We start from the raw sequence: 15,756 nt of genomic DNA, 5'->3' as shown, positions 1-15,756 counted from the left end.
CTGCCACACCACCGACCGCACGCCTGTACGCCAGCGGATCTCGCCCGTACAATGCTCCGTCATTTCTCGTCATCAGCAATCGATAACGGCCAACCATGCGCACCAGTCAATTTTTGCTCGCCACACAAAAAGAAACGCCTTCCGACGCGGTCGTGATCAGCCACCAGCTGATGCTGCGCGCCGGCATGATCCGCAAGCTTGCCTCGGGCCTGTACACCTGGCTGCCGATGGGCTTGCGGGTAATGCGCAAGGTCGAAGCCGTCGTTCGTGAAGAAATGAACGCCGCCGGCTCTCTCGAAGTGTTGATGCCGAGCACGCAACCGGCCGAGCTGTGGCAGGAATCCGGGCGCTGGGAGGAGTACGGCCCTGAATTGCTGCGCTTCAAGGATCGCCACGGCCGCGACTTCTGCGCCGGCCCGACCCACGAAGAAGTCATCACCGATCTGATGCGCAACGAGTTGAGCAGCTACAAGCAGCTGCCGATCAACCTGTACCAGATCCAGACCAAATTCCGTGACGAAATCCGCCCACGCTTCGGCTTGATGCGCGGCCGCGAATTCATCATGAAGGACGCCTACTCGTTCCACGCTGACCAGGCTTCGCTGCAGGTCACCTACGACCGCATGCACCAGGCCTACTGCAACGTGTTCACCCGTCTGGGCCTGAAGTTCCGCCCTGTTGAAGCCGACAACGGCTCCATCGGCGGTGCCGGTTCCCACGAGTTCCACGTGCTGGCCGAGTCCGGTGAAGACGACATCGTGTTCAGCAACGGCTCCGACTACGCCGCGAACATCGAGAAAGCCGAAGCCGTGCCACGGGAAACCTCGCGCGCCGCTGCGACCGAACAACTGCGCCTGGTCGACACCCCGAACGCGAAGACCATTGCGCAACTGGTCGAAGGCTTCAACCTGCCGATCGAGAAAACCATCAAGACCCTCGTGGTGCACGCCGAAGAGAAAGGCAAGCTGATTGCCCTGATCATCCGTGGCGACCATGAGCTGAACGAAATCAAGGCCGCCAACCAGCCAGGCGTGGCCAGCCCTCTGGTCATGGCCTCGGAAAGCGAACTGCGCGAAGCCATTGGCGCCGGCGCCGGTTCCCTCGGCCCGTTGAACCTGCCACTGCCGATCATCATCGACCGCTCGGTCGAACTGATGAGCGACTTCGGCATCGGTGCCAACATCGACGACAAACACTACTTCGGCGTGAACTGGGAGCGCGACTTGCCTGTTCCGACCGTTGCCGACCTGCGCAACGTAGTTTCCGGAGACCCGAGCCCTGACGGCAAAGGCACCCTGGAAATCAAGCGCGGCATCGAAGTCGGGCACATCTTCCAGCTGGGCAACAAGTACAGCAAAGCGATGAAGTGCGAAGTACTGGGCGAGAACGGCAAGCCGGTCACCCTGGAAATGGGCTGCTACGGCATTGGCGTGTCTCGCGTGGTGGCGGCTGCCATCGAGCAGAACAACGACGAAAACGGGATCATCTGGAGCGACACGCTCGCGCCGTTCCAGATTGCCCTGGTGCCGCTGCGCTACGAAACCGAGCAGGTTCGCGAAGCCACCGACAAGCTGTACGCGGAACTGACCGCTGCCGGCTTCGAAGTGCTGCTGGACGACCGTGACAAGAAAACCAGCCCGGGCATCAAGTTCGCGGACATGGAACTGATCGGCATTCCACACCGGATCGTGGTCAGCGACCGCGGCCTGGCCGAAGGCAACCTGGAATACAAGAGCCGTACCGAGGCCGACGCAAAAGCGCTGCCGGTCGCCGACGTGCTGTCCTTCCTTCAGGCCCGCATCCGCCGCTGATAGCAGATATAGAGACGTCATGTTCAAGCGAAACACCTTAGGCCTCGGTGGTGCCGCCCTGTGCGGCACCCTGCTGGTCAGCGGCTGTGCCAATCACATGTCACAACGCAGCGAGCACGAGGAACGGGTCGAGCGCAAACTGCTCGATCACAGCCTGCAGATCGATGTCGGTGAGCCCAAGGTGCTTGAGCTGCCGCAACGGCGAGTGAAAATCCACGAGCAGAAGACTTTCGAAGTCACCGAGTACGAAGTCACGCGTCACTATGACCGCTATACACCGTACCAACCCTGGCGGGAGATCTACGAAATCCCGCTGGGCGCGGTGGCCGTGGTGGCGGGTGTCGGTGCCAACGTGGTCAATGTGTTCGCCCTCGGCAATCTGCCGGACAGCGTGACCAGGGACTGGCTGAGCTACGGTTTCGCCGGGCTCAACCCGTTCATGAACGTGCAGTCCCATGGCCGCGCGCAGCAGAACCTGGCCGGCATTGATGAAGTCCAGCGCGACAAACGCACGGAGTACTCAAGCCTGCCCTGGAGCGAGCGCCCGGTCGAGGTCAAGGCTGGCAAGGAAATCTTCGAACTGACCACCGACAAAAATGGCGTATTGCGCCTTAATCTGCTGGATAACCCGTTCGCCGAACATGACATCAATCATCTGAGCCGCTTGCTGATTCGTGTTGAGGCTGCCCAGGACAACGTGCACGCCGATTCCACCCTGGCCGTCAGCAGCACCTTGCGCAGCAAGCTCTATGAGGCCCACGGGCTGATTTATGACGATCTCGAAGGCGACGAAGTCAGCCAGTGGGTCCACCGGGTCAAACGCCTGTCGGAGCTGGGTCTTGAAGAAGAAGCCAGTGAGCTGGAACAGAGCCTGATCGAGCTGACGCGCAACGATCCAGAATTGCAGACCGAGTTCCTGAAGTCGCTGGCCCGCAATGGCGAGCGACTGGTGGCGAATCCGGGACTGAACTAAGAGCCAAAAAGCTTCGCGAGCAGGCTCGCTCCCACATTGGATTTGTGAACACTCAAATCCCCTGTGGGAGCGAGCCTGCTCGCGAAGAGGCCCGCAAATTCACCACCCAACTACCGCTCAAACAACTCCATCTGCTCGAACCCGCCCCGCAAGTCCTCCAGGCGCACACCGACCCCCAACAACCGCACCGCTTTACCGCCGCGATTGAAGGCCTGGGTCAACATCAACTGATAACTCCCCAGATCCCGCCCTGCCCCGGCCTGCTCCAATGTCGTCTGCGTGAAGTCGTGAAATTTCACTTTGACGAATGGTTTACCCGGACGATAACTGCTGTCGATTCGCGCCATGCGACCGGCCAGGGTCTCCAGCAGCTCGGGTAACTTATCCAGGCAACTCTTCAGGTCCGGCAGGTCAACGTCGTAGGTATTTTCGACACTGATTGACTGACGACGACTGTCGTTGTGCACCACACGTTCATCAATCCCACGGGCCAGGCTCCAGAGTCGCTCACCAAAGCTGCCGAACTCTCGCACCAGCGCCAACTTGTCCCACTCGCGCAATTGCAGGCAATCAGTGATTCCCAGCTTGCCAAGTTTGTCGGCGGTGACTTTGCCGACTCCGTGCAGCTTGCTCACCGGCAAGCCACTGACAAAGTCCTCGACCTGGTCCGGTGTGATGACGAACAGCCCGTTGGGCTTTTTCCAGTCACTGGCGATCTTGGCCAGAAACTTGTTCGGCGCCACGCCCGCCGACACGGTGATGTGCAACTGATTGGAGACCCGACGCCGGATGTCCTGGGCAATTCGCGTTGCACTGCCAGCGAAATGCGCGCTGTCCGACACATCGAGGTACGCCTCGTCGAGCGAGAGCGGCTCGATGATCTCGGTGTAATCGCGAAAAATCGTGTGGATTTCCCTGGAGGCTTCTCGATAGGCATCCATGCGTGGCTTGACGATGGTCAGGTCGGGGCACAGCTTCAAGGCATGCCCCGAGGACATCGCCGAACGCACCCCGTACGCCCGCGCCTCGTAATTGCAGGTCGCGATCACTCCGCGCCGGTCCGCCGAGCCGCCCACCGCCAATGGCTTGCCGGCCAGACGCGGGTCGTCACGCATCTCAATGGCGGCGTAGAAACAGTCACAATCGACGTGGATGATCTTTCGCTGGGTCATGGCAAAGCAGAGTTCATGGCAAGGAAAAGGCGTGTTGGTGTGACGGACATCCAGTATCTCACCGACACCTGTATATAGCACCAGTAGTCTGAATGTTCTTTTTGACGCGTGGGAAATGTCGTTGGTAAATTTATTTTCTCAATCAGAAAAACATTCCCGATAGAGCTGCAGGCCTTGCCCCGCCTGCCTCACAGGCTGACCAATCCGCTCATCGGCAAGCTAACCGATTGAAGATGAACAGGTTTTATCTGAATTGAAGGTTGACACCCCGGCGTTTCTCTATAGAATGCCGACACACAGACGCGGGATGGAGCAGTCTGGTAGCTCGTCGGGCTCATAACCCGAAGGTCGTCGGTTCAAATCCGGCTCCCGCAACCAAACATCAAAAAAGGCTACTCGAAAGAGTGGCCTTTTTTGTGCGCGCCTGTTTTGTAGCGCCCTGCGTCAAACCAAGGTCTTGACACTCAGCGACGCCAAAACTGGAAATCGTTCTAATTCCGAAACTTAGGCCATCGCTGCGTCCGTTTGCCGCAATTCAACGTTTATTTGACCTGCTTCAGGATTAACGGTTGACACCCCGGCGTATCTCTATAGAATGCCGCCACACAGACGCGGGATGGAGCAGTCTGGTAGCTCGTCGGGCTCATAACCCGAAGGTCGTCGGTTCAAATCCGGCTCCCGCAACCAAACATCAAAAAGGCTACTCGAAAGAGTGGCCTTTTTTGTATCTGTTGAAAAAGTCCTTTCGCAACAATGATCTGTCACTGTGCAGCAAGCCGTTTGAGGCCATCCATGCGCCGGGTTCAGACTATGCTCAATCGCAGACTGAAGCCCTCACGACTGATGTCGCGCCGTCCCCGCCGCCCGGTGACAGGCATTAATATTTGTGATTATTTTTTTCTACAGGGATTGGTAACTTGGCTGGATACCCCCATCCTGTCGCGCACAATCCAAGAGGTGATTGATGCGCGCCAACTCGTCTGATTCACAAGACACTGTCACAGCGACACAACCGATCAAGGCTGAGCGTTTGCGCCTGCTTGATCGATTGAGCAAATACCGCCAACCCATTGGCCTGGCGATCACCCTGCTGTTGTTCGCGATCGCGTTGATTGCCTGTCGCCACCTGCTGAGCGAGCTCGACCTTTACGCGCTGCACGACTCGATCCTCGAAGTTCCGAAACCTGCCTTGATGGGCGCTCTGGGCGCAACCGTGGTGGGCTTCATCATTCTGCTCGGCTACGAATGGTCGGCCAGCCGCTATGCCGGGGTGAGCCTGGCACCGCGCGAGTTGGCGCTGGGTGGCTTCACAGCCTTTGCCATCGGCAACGCTATCGGCCTTTCAATGTTGTCGGGCGGCTCGGTTCGCTATCGCCTCTATGCCCGCCATGGCCTGGGAGCGGCTGAAGTCGCCCGCATGACGCTGTTCGCCAGCCTCTCGCTGGGTTGCGCCCTGCCGCCGCTGGCCGCCCTGGCGACGCTCAGCGACCTGCCTGCCGCGGCCACCGCCCTGGGACTCTCCGAGACAATGCTTGGCGTAGTGGCGAGCGCCGTGCTCATGTTGTTTTCGGTGCTGGCCATCGGCATCTACCGTCGCCGGCTGCCGGAACAGCCTTACCCGGACAACCTGCTGGTCAGGATCGGGCGCCGCACCCTGCGCCTTCCCGGGACTCGCCTGACGTTCCTGCAATTGATCATCACCGCCCTTGACGTTGCCGCCGCCGCAACGGTGCTCTATCTGCTGCTGCCGGAAACGCCGCCCTTTGGTGCGTTCCTTCTGGTGTACCTGCTGGCTTTGGCTGCCGGTGTGCTCAGCCATGTGCCGGGCGGTGTCGGGGTGTTCGAGGCGATCTTGCTGGCGGCCTTTTCCGACACCCTGGGTGCTGCGCCACTGGCGGCCGCCCTGCTGCTCTATCGCCTGATCTACGTGGTCCTGCCCTTGCTGGTGGCCTGCCTGCTGTTGCTGGTCAACGAAGGTCAGCGCCTGTTCCAGACCCGCCAGACATTGCGCGCGGCCTCAGGCCTGGCGGCGCCGATACTGGCAGTGCTGGTGTTTCTGTCCGGTGTGGTCCTGCTGTTCTCCGGCGTCACCCCGGAAATCGACACCCGCCTGGAACACATCGGCTTTCTGATCCCCCATCGACTGGTCGACGCTTCGCACTTCGGCGCCAGCCTGGTCGGCGTGCTTTGCCTGTTGCTGGCCCAGGGCCTGCGCCGCCGGTTGTCAGCCGCGTGGATGTTGACCACCATCCTGTTGCTGGTCGGCGCCCTGCTCTCGCTGCTCAAAGGTTTCGACTGGGAAGAAGCCAGCCTGATGGTGCTGACGGCGAGCCTGCTCGGGGTATTCCGCCGCTCGTTCTACCGCCCCAGTCGCCTGACCGAAGTACCGTTCTCGCCGCTGTACCTGGTGGCCAGCCTGTGCGTGCTCGGGGCGTCGATCTGGTTGCTGCTGTTCGCCTATCAGGACGTTCCGTACAGCCATCAACTCTGGTGGCAATTCACGCTGGACGCCGATGCCCCTCGCGGACTGCGTTCGCTGCTCGGGGCCGCCGTGCTTCTGGTAGTGGTATCGCTGACCTGGTTGCTGCGCACCGCGCGCCCGGTCATTCACCTGCCGACACCCGAGGAGCTGGAGCGCGCCAGCAAGATCCTCATGGCCTCCGCGCAACCCGATGGCGGCCTGGCCCTGACCGGTGACAAGGCGCTGCTGTTCCACCCCAACGATGAGGCATTCCTGATGTACGCCCGTCGCGGCCGCAGCCTGGTGGCGCTGTATGACCCGATCGGCCCGGGCCAGCAACGGGCGGAAATGATCTGGCAGTTCCGCGACCTGTGCGATATCCACCACGCCCGCCCCGTGTTCTATCAGGTACGCGCGGAAAACCTGCCGTACTACATGGACATCGGCCTGACCGCGATCAAGCTCGGCGAAGAAGCCCGGGTCGATCTCAAGCGTTTTGATCTCGAAGCCAAGGGCAAGGAGATGAAGGACCTGCGCTACACCTGGAACCGTGGCACCCGTGACGGCCTGTCGCTGGAGATCTTCGAGCCGGGCCAGGCGCCGATGGATGAACTCAAGGTGATTTCCGATGCCTGGCTGACCGGCAAGAACGTCCGCGAGAAAGGCTTTTCGCTGGGCCGCTTCAGCGATGACTACCTCAAGTATTTCCGCATTGCGGTGATTCGCTTCGAAGGACGCCCGGTCGCGTTCGCCAACTTGCTCGAGACCTACGGCCACGACCTGGCCAGCCTCGACCTGATGCGCGCGCACCCGGACGCGCCGAAGCTGACCATGGAATTCATGATGGTCGGCCTGATTCAACATTATAAAAACCATGGATACGCGCGTTTCAGCCTGGGCATGGTGCCGTTGTCGGGGTTGCAACCCCGTCGCGGCGCGCCATTGACCCAGCGCCTGGGCTCGATGGTATTCCGCCGTGGAGAGCAGCTGTACAACTTCCAGGGCTTGCGCCGCTTCAAAGACAAGTTCCAGCCTGATTGGGAACCCCGTTATATGGCCGTGCCCGCCGGACTCGATCCGCTGGTTGCGCTGGCCGACACTGCCGCCCTGATCGCGGGTGGCTTGACCGGATTGGTGAAACGCTGATGATTCAACGCTCCTTGCGGTATGTTTTGGGCACACTGGTGATAGTGGCCCTGATTCTCGCTGGCGGTTTCTGGTACCTGAAACGCCCGGCACCGGAACCGACCCTCGAATGGCTGACCCCGACCGACGGTGCGGCGATGACCCGTGTCATCCCCGGCACCACGCCGCGCGCCCAGGTGCTGGTGGCGGTCAACGAAGACCAGAAACTCAGCGACAAACAATTGATGACCCTGAGCCGCAGTGGCTCGGCGCAGATTGTCCAGGTGATCCTGCCCAAGGACTGCCTGCTGCAAAGTCGCGCCCTGCAATCGGGCCTGAGGGAACTCGAAGGCCCGGCGACCCTGGTCAGCGGCATCGGCCCGGGTGCCGTGCTGGCCTGGCGCTGGTTGTCCGAGCAAAAAAATGACAAGGCCCAGGCCGTCTCGGTCGACCTGGCCCTGGAAAAGGGTGGCTGCACTCACCTGCTGCCCAAAAGCGCTGCCCACGGTCACTGGCTGGTCGCGTGGAACGACAACCCGGACGACACCAGTGCCGGCTTCGTGCGTGATCAGCCTAACGCCGAAACCAGCATCAGCGACTACGACATCAACCTGCCGCAAGTACTGAACAACGAACTGCGCAAGATCCTCGTCGGCGGCGACAAAGCCGCTGGCGGCCTGCAGATTCCGGTGGTCGAAGTGCCAGCCGGCCAGGCCAGGGACACCGTGACCCTGTTCCTGTCCGGTGACGGCGGCTGGCGCGACCTCGACCGCGACGTGGCGGGCGAGATGGCCAAGATCGGCTACCCGGTGGTCGGCATCGACACCCTGCGCTACTACTGGCAGCACAAGAGCCCTGAGCAAAGCGCGCTGGACCTGACCGAACTGATGCAGCACTACCGGCAGAAATGGGGCACCAAGCGTTTCATCCTGACCGGCTATTCGTTCGGTGCCGATGTTCTGCCAGCAATCTATAACCGCCTGGCCGAAGCGGAACAGCAGCGCGTCGACGCGATCATCCTGCTTGCCTTCGCCCGCACCGGCAGCTTCGAAATCGAAGTCGAAGGCTGGCTCGGCAACGCCGGCAAGGAAGCCGCCACCGGCCCGGAAATGGCCAAGCTGCCAGCCGCCAAAGTGGTGTGCATCTACGGAGAAGAAGAAACCGACGAGAGTGGCTGCACCGACAAGACGGCGGTGGGCGAAGCCATCAAGCTGCCTGGCGGCCACCACTTCGACGAGAACTACCCGGCGCTGGCCAAGCGTCTGGTGGAGGTGATCGAGAAGCGGCAGGTGAAGGAAACGGCGGCTGCAGAGTGATCTGACAGCCAGCAAAATAGCCCTCGTTACCTCACGGTAGCGGGGGCTTTTTCATTCTTGCGTGCACCATACATCCCCTGTGGGAGCGAGCTTGCTCGCGATAGCGGTAGATCAGTCAGCATTTCTGTTGAATGTGGCACCGCCATCGCGAGCAAGCTCGCTCCCACAGAGGTTCTGAAGTATCCAGCGACCGTCCACAAAAAAGCCCCCGTTGCCTTGCGGCAGCGGGGGCTTTTTGTGGGGCGCTTACATCTCCACCTGAGTACCCAACTCAATCACCCGGTTCAGCGGCAGATTGAAGAAGCGCAAATTGCCATTGGCGTTCTGCAGCATGAAGGCGAACAACGCCTCACGCCAGCGGGCCATGCCTTCGAGTTTGGAGGCAATGACCGTCTCGCGGCTGAGGAAGTAGGTGGTGCGCATCGGGCTGAAATCCAGGTCATCGAGATGACACAGCTTCAGCGCTTGCGGCACATCCGGCTCGTCGACGAAGCCAAAGTGCAGGATCACCCGGAAGAAACCCTCGCCGTAGGAATCGACCTCGAAACGCCGTGATGCCGGCACCCGCGGGATGTCTTCGTACACCACCGTCAGCAGCACCACTTGCTCATGCAGCACCTGATTATGCAGCAGGTTGTGTAGCAGCGCATGAGGCACGGCGTCCGGGCGTGCGGTCAGGAACACGGCGGTGCCCTGGACGCGATGCGGTGGTTGCACGGCGATGCTGCTGATGAAGATCGGCAGCGGCAAGCCGCCCTCGTCGAGACGATCAACCAGCAATTGCTTGCCGCGTTTCCAGGTGGTCATCAGCACAAACAGCACGATACCGGCGATCACCGGGAACGCCCCGCCCTGAATGATTTTCGGCACGTTGGCAGCGAAGTACAGACTGTCCACCAAGAGGAACCCGAGCAACAGCGGAACCGCCAGGACCGGCGGCCATTTCCACAGCAGCAATATCACCGCCGACACCAGGATTGTGGTCATCAGCATCGTGCCCGTCACGGCCACGCCGTAAGCCGCAGCCAGCGCGCCGGAGGACTCGAAGCCCAGCACCAACAGGATGACGCCGACCATCAGCGCCCAGTTCACCGCGCCGATGTAGATCTGGCCTTGTTCGGCACTGGAGGTGTGCTGAATGTGCATGCGCGGTATGTAACCGAGCTGAATCGCCTGACGAGTCAGGGAGAACGCACCGGAAATCACCGCCTGAGAAGCAATCACCGTGGCCAGGGTCGACAACCCCACCAACGGAATCAGGGCCCAGCTTGGAGCCAGCAGGTAGAACGGGTTGCGAGCGGCTTCCGGATCACCGAGCAGCAACGCGCCTTGGCCGAAGTAGTTCAGCATTAGTGCCGGCAGCACGAGGAGGAACCACGCGCGCGCGATCGGCTTGCGGCCGAAGTGGCCCATGTCGGCGTACAGCGCTTCGGCACCGGTCAGTGCCAGCACCACCGCGCCGAGAATCGCCACGCCCATGCCCGGGTGAACGATGAAGAAACGCACACCCCAGATCGGGTTCATCGCTTGCAACACTTCCGGGTGCTGCAAGATGCCATAGACGCCCAGCGCCCCCAGCACGACAAACCAGGTCACCATGATCGGCCCGAACAGAATGCCGATCCGCGCGGTGCCGTGACGTTGAATCAGGAACAGCGCCACCAGCACGACCAACGACAGCGGCACCACCCAATGGTCGATACCGTCAAACGCCAGCCCCAGCCCCTCAATCGCCGAAAGAACGGAAATCGCCGGAGTGATCATGCTGTCGCCATAAAACAGCGCCGCGCCGATCAGCCCGCAGACCACCAGCAACGTGCGCAACTTCGGATGCCCGGCCGCAGCCCGCCGAGCAAGGGCGGTCAAGGCCATGATCCCGCCTTCGCCCTGGTTGTCGGCACGCAGCACGAACAGCACGTATTTGATCGAAACGACCCAGATCAACGACCAGAAGATCAGCGCCAGAATCCCGAAGACTCCATCATGGTTGACCGGAACCCCATAGTGCCCGGCGAAAACCTCTTTGAGGGTATACAGCGGGCTCGTGCCGATATCGCCATAAACCACACCGACCGCCGCGACCAGCATGCCGATCGGTTTTGCCGCCGAATGCTCAGCGCCCGCCGCCTGACTACTTGCCTGCCCCATCCAAAACTCCTACTACTCAGACCCGGACTTCTTATAAGAAGCACTATGCTTTGCCGTGCAGCATGCGCCGTTTTACTAACTGTTACAGACGTTTTGTTGACTGTAAAAAACCAGTAAAGCGTAACGGCGCGAAGCATAGCGCAGCACTCGTCGTATTTCCCTGCATAAAGCTGGTCAAGTGAGCGACTCATCGCTAGAATTGCGCACTTTTTGATCAGAGGCGCAGTTCAAGCGCCCGTCCGTCGGTTTTGCCCTGCCCGGCAAGCGGCGTCACAAAATACCGAGGTTAGACATGTCCACCACTCCTGCGCCGGCCAATCCAAAGGTTGGCTTCGTATCCCTGGGTTGCCCCAAAGCACTGGTCGACTCCGAGCGCATCCTTACCCAGCTGCGCATGGAAGGCTATGACGTCGTGTCCACCTACCAGGACGCCGACGTCGTGGTGGTCAACACCTGCGGCTTCATCGATTCGGCCAAGGCGGAGTCCCTGGAAGTGATCGGCGAAGCCATCAAGGAAAACGGCAAGGTCATCGTGACCGGCTGCATGGGCGTCGAAGAAGGCAACATTCGCGACGTACACCCAAGCGTGCTGGCCGTGACCGGTCCGCAGCAGTACGAGCAAGTGGTCAACGCCGTGCACGAAGTCGTGCCGCCGCGCCAGGACCACAACCCGCTGATCGACCTGGTGCCGCCACAAGGCATCAAGCTGACTCCGCGCCACTACGCCTACCTGAAGATTTCCGAAGGCTGCAACCACAGCTGCAGCTTCTGCATCATCCCGTCGATGCGCGGCAAACTGGTCAGCCGTCCGGTGGGCGACGTGCTCGACGAGGCCCAGCGCCTGGTCAAGTCCGGCGTCAAGGAGCTGCTGGTGATCTCCCAGGACACCAGCGCCTACGGCGTCGACGTGAAATACCGCACCGGTTTCTGGAACGGCGCGCCGGTGAAAACCCGCATGACCGAACTCTGCGAAGCCCTGAGCACCCTCGGCGTCTGGGTTCGCCTGCACTACGTTTACCCGTACCCGCACGTTGACGAACTGATCCCGCTGATGGCCGCCGGCAAGATCCTGCCGTACCTGGACATCCCGTTCCAGCACGCCAGCCCGAAGGTGTTGAAGTCGATGAAGCGCCCGGCCTTCGAAGACAAGACCCTGGCACGCATCAAGAACTGGCGCGAAATCTGCCCGGACCTGATCATCCGTTCGACCTTCATCGTCGGTTTCCCGGGCGAAACCGAAGAGGACTTCCAGTACCTGCTGAACTGGCTGACCGAAGCCCAGCTCGACCGCGTCGGCTGCTTCCAGTACTCGCCGGTTGAAGGCGCACCGGCCAATGACCTGGACCTGGAAATCGTCCCCGACGACGTCAAGCAGGACCGTTGGGAGCGCTTCATGGCGCACCAGCAGGCCATCAGCTCGGCGCGCCTGCAAATGCGCATCGGCCGCGAGATCGAAGTGCTGGTCGATGAAGTCGACGAGCAAGGCGCCGTGGGCCGCTGCTTCTTCGATGCCCCGGAAATCGATGGCAACGTATTCATCGACAACGGCAGCAACCTCAAGCCAGGCGACAAGGTCTGGTGCAAGGTGACCGACGCCGACGAATACGATCTGTGGGCTGAACAGATCTAATCGCAAAAAATACAAAAAGCCCCGCTCTCTTGACGAGATGCGGGGCTTTTTTACGACTATCGTTTGCACATGGAAGGATTCCTATCAACCACTGCATAAGAGGCAGACGGGCATGCGTCAGCATTCGGTCATCCACACGCCGAAACTCGGCGACTACGAAGAATTGACCCGGGTCTGGGAGGCCTCGGTGCGCGCCACCCACGACTTCCTGCCCGACAGCTACATCAAACTGCTGAAAAACCTTGTGCTGACCCGCTACCTCGACTCGGTGATGCTGATCTGCACCAAGGATTCGAGCCAGCGCATCACCGGATTCGCCGGCGTCGCGGCCGGCAAGATCGAAATGCTCTTCATCGACCCCGACCATCGCGGCCAGGGCCTGGGCAAGAAATTGTTGCGTTATGCCCTGGAACACCTGAACGCCGATGAACTGGACGTCAACGAACAGAACCCGCAAGCCCTCGGCTTTTACTTCAAACAGGGTTTCGAGGTCATCGGTCGCTCGGAAGTCGATGGCATGGGCCAGCCGTATCCGTTGTTGCATATGCGTATGCGTCAACACCACAAACGTTCACAGCACGGCTGACACAAACACTAACCAGATGTGGGAGCGAGCCTGCTCGCGAAGGCGGTGTGTCAGACACCATTGATGTCAGCTGACAGATTGCATTCGCGAGCAGGCTCGCTCCCACAAAAAGCCTCACTGCGTAAATGGAACCGGGATTAACCGGCGCCAGGCAGGTACAATGCCCACCCCCTTTTTGTTACGGCCCTGACATGACTGACCCGATTCGTCTCTCCAAACGCCTCATCGAACTCGTCGGCTGTTCCCGTCGGGAGGCTGAGCTGTTCATCGAGGGCGGCTGGGTCACCGTCGACGGCGTGGTCATCGACGAGCCGCAATTCAAGGTCGACACCCAGAAAGTCGAGCTTGATCCAGAAGCCAAGGCCACCGCGCCGGAACCGGTGACCCTGCTGCTCAACGTGCCGGCCGGCATGGACGCAGACACCGCCATGGCCACCCTCGGCGCCGAGACCCTGAGCGAAGAACACCGCTACGGCAAGCGCCCCTTGCGTGGGCACTTCCTGCGACTGACCGCCAGCACCGACCTGCAGGCCAACGCCAGCGGGCTGCTGGTGTTCACCCAGGACTGGAAAATCCTGCGCAAACTCACCGCCGACTCCAGCAAGATCGAGCAAGAGTATGTGGTCGAGGTTGAAGGCGAGATGGTGGCTCACGGCCTCAACCGTCTGAACCATGGCCTGACCTACAAGGGCAAGGAATTGCCGGCGGTCAAGGCCAGCTGGCAGAACGAAAACCGCCTGCGCTTTGCCATGAAGAACCCGCAACCGGGCATCATCGCCCTGCTGTGCCAGGCCGTCGGCCTGAAGGTCGTCGCCATCCGCCGCATCCGCATCGGCGGCGTGTCCATCGGCAAAGTGCCCGTGGGGCAATGGCGCTACTTGTCCGGCAAAGAGAAGTTCTAAGGCTTTGCGCACCGCCACACTTTTCGGTGCTGCTGTTTTCGGCGGCACCCATAGCTGAATTATCAGGACTGCACACATGATTCATAACGACGTATTGCGCAGCGTGCGCTACATGCTCGACATCAGCGACAAGAAAGTCATCGAGATCATCAAGCTCGGCGGCCTGGACGTGCCCCTGGCAGACCTGGTGACCTATCTCGACAAGAAAGAGGAAGACGAGGAAGGCTTTGTACGCTGCCCCGACGAAGTCATGGCACATTTCCTCGACGGCCTGGTGATCTTCAAGCGCGGCAAGGACGAAAGCCGTCCGCCGCAGCCGATCGAAGTGCCGGTGACCAACAACATCATCCTGAAAAAGCTGCGGGTCGCGTTCGAGCTGAAAGAAGACGACATGCACGCGATCCTCAAGGCTGCCGAGTTCCCGGTGTCCAAGCCTGAGCTGAGCGCGCTGTTCCGCAAGTTCGGCCACACCAACTATCGACCGTGCGGCGACCAGTTGCTGCGCAATTTCCTCAAGGGGCTGACCCTGCGCGTTCGTCCGCAGTAAATCACTGCGCCCCCTGTAGGAGCTGCCGCAGGCTGCGATCTTTTGATCTTTGTTTTTAAAAATCAAAAGATCGCAGCCTGCGGCAGCTCCTACAAGGGTGATTCAGGGCTTGGCCGTATGGCCATTCATTCCGCGCAAAAATAGTGGCTCCGTTTCGAACGGCTGACGACTAGGGTGTAAAGACCTAAGCCCTCAGGATTCGCCATGCATCCCTACTTTTCCCTGCAAGGCCGCACCGCCCTGGTGACCGGCGGCACCCGTGGTATCGGCAAGATGATCGCCAAGGCCTACATCGAGGCGGGCGCCACCGTGTACGTCTGCGCCCGCGACGCCGAAGCCTGCCGGCAAACCGCCGACGAACTCGGAGCGCTTGGACACTGCCACGCCATGGTGGCCAACCTCGCCACCGAAGAGGGCGTCCTGCAACTGGCCACACGCCTGGGCGAGCAGATTTCCCAACTGGACATCCTGGTGAACAATGCCGGCACCACCTGGGGTGCACCACTGGAGAGCTACCCGATCAAGGGCTGGGAAAAAGTCATGCAGCTCAACGTGACATCGGTATTCAACTGTATCCAGCAATTGCTCCCCCTGCTGCGCAAGGCCGGTTCAGCGCAAAATCCCGCGCGGATCATCAATATTGGTTCGGTGGCCGGGATTTCATCATTCGGCGAACAGGCGTATGCCTACGGGCCGAGCAAGGCGGCGCTGCATCAACTGTCGAGGATTCTGGCGCGCGAACTGGTAAGCCAGCACATCAATGTCAATGTGATCGCCCCGGGTCGCTTTCCGAGCAAGATGACCCGGCACATTGGCAATGATGAACAGGCATTGGCTGAGGATTCGGCGCTGATTCCAATGAAGCGTTGGGGCCGCGAGGAAGAGATGGCGGCGCTGGCGATCAGTCTGGCGAGCACGGCCGGAGCCTATATGACCGGGAACATCATTCCGTTGGATGGCGGGTTCAGTCTGTAGATCGGCGGCGTGCCCATCGCGGGCAAGCCACGCTCCCACAAGGTTCTCTAGCGCACACAAAACTTGTATACGCCTGGGATCCCTGTGGGAGCGGGCTTGCCCGCGATGAC

At 60.6% G+C, this 15,756-nt stretch carries 11 protein-coding genes and 2 tRNA genes; 11 read left to right on the top strand and 2 right to left on the bottom strand.

Features of this window, described 5'->3' with window-relative positions:
* Nucleotides 1–95: 95 nt before the first annotated feature.
* Both PPUTUW4_RS05870 and PPUTUW4_RS05865 read left to right on the top strand, forming a co-directional pair.
* The gene (locus PPUTUW4_RS05870) at nucleotides 96–1,811 is read left to right on the top strand and encodes a proline--tRNA ligase (protein ID WP_015093803.1); all 1,716 of its coding nucleotides are present in this window, start codon (nucleotides 96–98) and stop codon (nucleotides 1,809–1,811) included.
* A 19-nt stretch (nucleotides 1,812–1,830) separates the two neighbouring features.
* Nucleotides 1,831–2,784 (top strand): hypothetical protein, encoded by a 954-nt coding sequence (locus PPUTUW4_RS05865; RefSeq protein ID WP_015093802.1) that lies wholly within the window; start codon nucleotides 1,831–1,833, stop codon nucleotides 2,782–2,784.
* Nucleotides 2,785–2,894: 110 nt separating this feature from the next.
* On the opposite strand, the gene dinB is transcribed toward PPUTUW4_RS05865, so the two are convergent.
* Nucleotides 2,895–3,956 carry a DNA polymerase IV gene (dinB, locus tag PPUTUW4_RS05860; protein WP_015093801.1) on the bottom strand — a complete coding sequence of 354 codons (1,062 nt, stop codon included), beginning with the start codon at nucleotides 3,954–3,956 and terminating at the stop codon, nucleotides 2,895–2,897.
* A 301-nt stretch (nucleotides 3,957–4,257) separates the two neighbouring features.
* Here dinB and PPUTUW4_RS05855 point away from each other — a divergent pair.
* From PPUTUW4_RS05855 to PPUTUW4_RS05840, 4 genes are all read left to right on the top strand, one after another.
* Nucleotides 4,258–4,334, top strand: a tRNA-Met gene (locus tag PPUTUW4_RS05855).
* 232 nt (nucleotides 4,335–4,566) lie between these two features.
* Nucleotides 4,567–4,643: transfer RNA gene (locus PPUTUW4_RS05850), tRNA-Met, on the top strand.
* A 277-nt stretch (nucleotides 4,644–4,920) separates the two neighbouring features.
* Nucleotides 4,921–7,563, top strand: a complete 2,643-nt coding sequence (mprF, locus tag PPUTUW4_RS05845) for a bifunctional lysylphosphatidylglycerol flippase/synthetase MprF (protein ID WP_015093800.1) — start codon at nucleotides 4,921–4,923, stop codon at nucleotides 7,561–7,563.
* Entirely contained in the window at nucleotides 7,563–8,858 is a 1,296-nt protein-coding gene (locus PPUTUW4_RS05840) for an AcvB/VirJ family lysyl-phosphatidylglycerol hydrolase (protein ID WP_015093799.1), read from the top strand. The genes mprF and PPUTUW4_RS05840 overlap by 1 nt, the downstream gene beginning before the upstream one ends.
* A 246-nt stretch (nucleotides 8,859–9,104) precedes the next feature.
* Here PPUTUW4_RS05840 and PPUTUW4_RS05835 read toward each other — a convergent pair whose 3' ends face one another.
* Nucleotides 9,105–11,006: a KUP/HAK/KT family potassium transporter gene (locus PPUTUW4_RS05835; protein WP_015093798.1), complete on the bottom strand. Its 1,902-nt coding sequence runs from the start codon at nucleotides 11,004–11,006 to the stop codon at nucleotides 9,105–9,107.
* 292 nt (nucleotides 11,007–11,298) lie between these two features.
* On the opposite strand from PPUTUW4_RS05835, the gene rimO reads away from it, so the two are divergent.
* From rimO to PPUTUW4_RS05810, 5 genes are all read left to right on the top strand, one after another.
* Nucleotides 11,299–12,636 (top strand): 30S ribosomal protein S12 methylthiotransferase RimO, encoded by a 1,338-nt coding sequence (rimO, locus tag PPUTUW4_RS05830; protein ID WP_015093797.1) that lies wholly within the window; start codon nucleotides 11,299–11,301, stop codon nucleotides 12,634–12,636.
* A gap of 112 nt (nucleotides 12,637–12,748) precedes the next feature.
* On the top strand, nucleotides 12,749–13,222 hold the full coding sequence (locus PPUTUW4_RS05825; RefSeq protein WP_015093796.1) for a GNAT family N-acetyltransferase: 474 nt from the start codon (nucleotides 12,749–12,751) through the stop codon (nucleotides 13,220–13,222).
* Nucleotides 13,223–13,413: 191 nt separating this feature from the next.
* Nucleotides 13,414–14,124 (top strand): rRNA pseudouridine synthase, encoded by a 711-nt coding sequence (locus tag PPUTUW4_RS05820; protein WP_007971163.1) that lies wholly within the window; start codon nucleotides 13,414–13,416, stop codon nucleotides 14,122–14,124.
* A gap of 76 nt (nucleotides 14,125–14,200) precedes the next feature.
* Nucleotides 14,201–14,671, top strand: coding sequence for a DUF1456 family protein (locus tag PPUTUW4_RS05815; protein ID WP_015093795.1), 471 nt, complete (start codon nucleotides 14,201–14,203; stop codon nucleotides 14,669–14,671).
* Between the two features lie 204 nt (nucleotides 14,672–14,875).
* The gene (locus tag PPUTUW4_RS05810; RefSeq protein ID WP_015093794.1) at nucleotides 14,876–15,646 is read left to right on the top strand and encodes an SDR family oxidoreductase; all 771 of its coding nucleotides are present in this window, start codon (nucleotides 14,876–14,878) and stop codon (nucleotides 15,644–15,646) included.
* Nucleotides 15,647–15,756 lie beyond the last annotated feature (110 nt).

This window comes from Pseudomonas sp. UW4, from assembly GCF_000316175.1.
In the GTDB taxonomy this organism is placed as follows: domain Bacteria; phylum Pseudomonadota; class Gammaproteobacteria; order Pseudomonadales; family Pseudomonadaceae; genus Aquipseudomonas; species Aquipseudomonas laurylsulfatiphila.
This window is presented reverse-complemented; position numbering and strand designations above follow the sequence as displayed.

What these genes read in the sequence shown, in the direction of transcription:
- PPUTUW4_RS05870 (WP_015093803.1), top strand. Translation starts at nt 96, where the DNA reads ATGCGCACCAGTCAATTTTTGCTCGCCACACAAAAAGAAACGCCTTCC.
- PPUTUW4_RS05865 (WP_015093802.1), top strand. Translation starts at nt 1,831, where the DNA reads ATGTTCAAGCGAAACACCTTAGGCCTCGGTGGTGCCGCCCTGTGCGGC.
- dinB (WP_015093801.1), bottom strand. Translation starts at nt 3,956, where the DNA reads ATGACCCAGCGAAAGATCATCCACGTCGATTGTGACTGTTTCTACGCC.
- mprF (WP_015093800.1), top strand. Translation starts at nt 4,921, where the DNA reads ATGCGCGCCAACTCGTCTGATTCACAAGACACTGTCACAGCGACACAA.
- PPUTUW4_RS05840 (WP_015093799.1), top strand. Translation starts at nt 7,563, where the DNA reads ATGATTCAACGCTCCTTGCGGTATGTTTTGGGCACACTGGTGATAGTG.
- PPUTUW4_RS05835 (WP_015093798.1), bottom strand. Translation starts at nt 11,006, where the DNA reads ATGGGGCAGGCAAGTAGTCAGGCGGCGGGCGCTGAGCATTCGGCGGCA.
- rimO (WP_015093797.1), top strand. Translation starts at nt 11,299, where the DNA reads ATGTCCACCACTCCTGCGCCGGCCAATCCAAAGGTTGGCTTCGTATCC.
- PPUTUW4_RS05825 (WP_015093796.1), top strand. Translation starts at nt 12,749, where the DNA reads ATGCGTCAGCATTCGGTCATCCACACGCCGAAACTCGGCGACTACGAA.
- PPUTUW4_RS05820 (WP_007971163.1), top strand. Translation starts at nt 13,414, where the DNA reads ATGACTGACCCGATTCGTCTCTCCAAACGCCTCATCGAACTCGTCGGC.
- PPUTUW4_RS05815 (WP_015093795.1), top strand. Translation starts at nt 14,201, where the DNA reads ATGATTCATAACGACGTATTGCGCAGCGTGCGCTACATGCTCGACATC.
- PPUTUW4_RS05810 (WP_015093794.1), top strand. Translation starts at nt 14,876, where the DNA reads ATGCATCCCTACTTTTCCCTGCAAGGCCGCACCGCCCTGGTGACCGGC.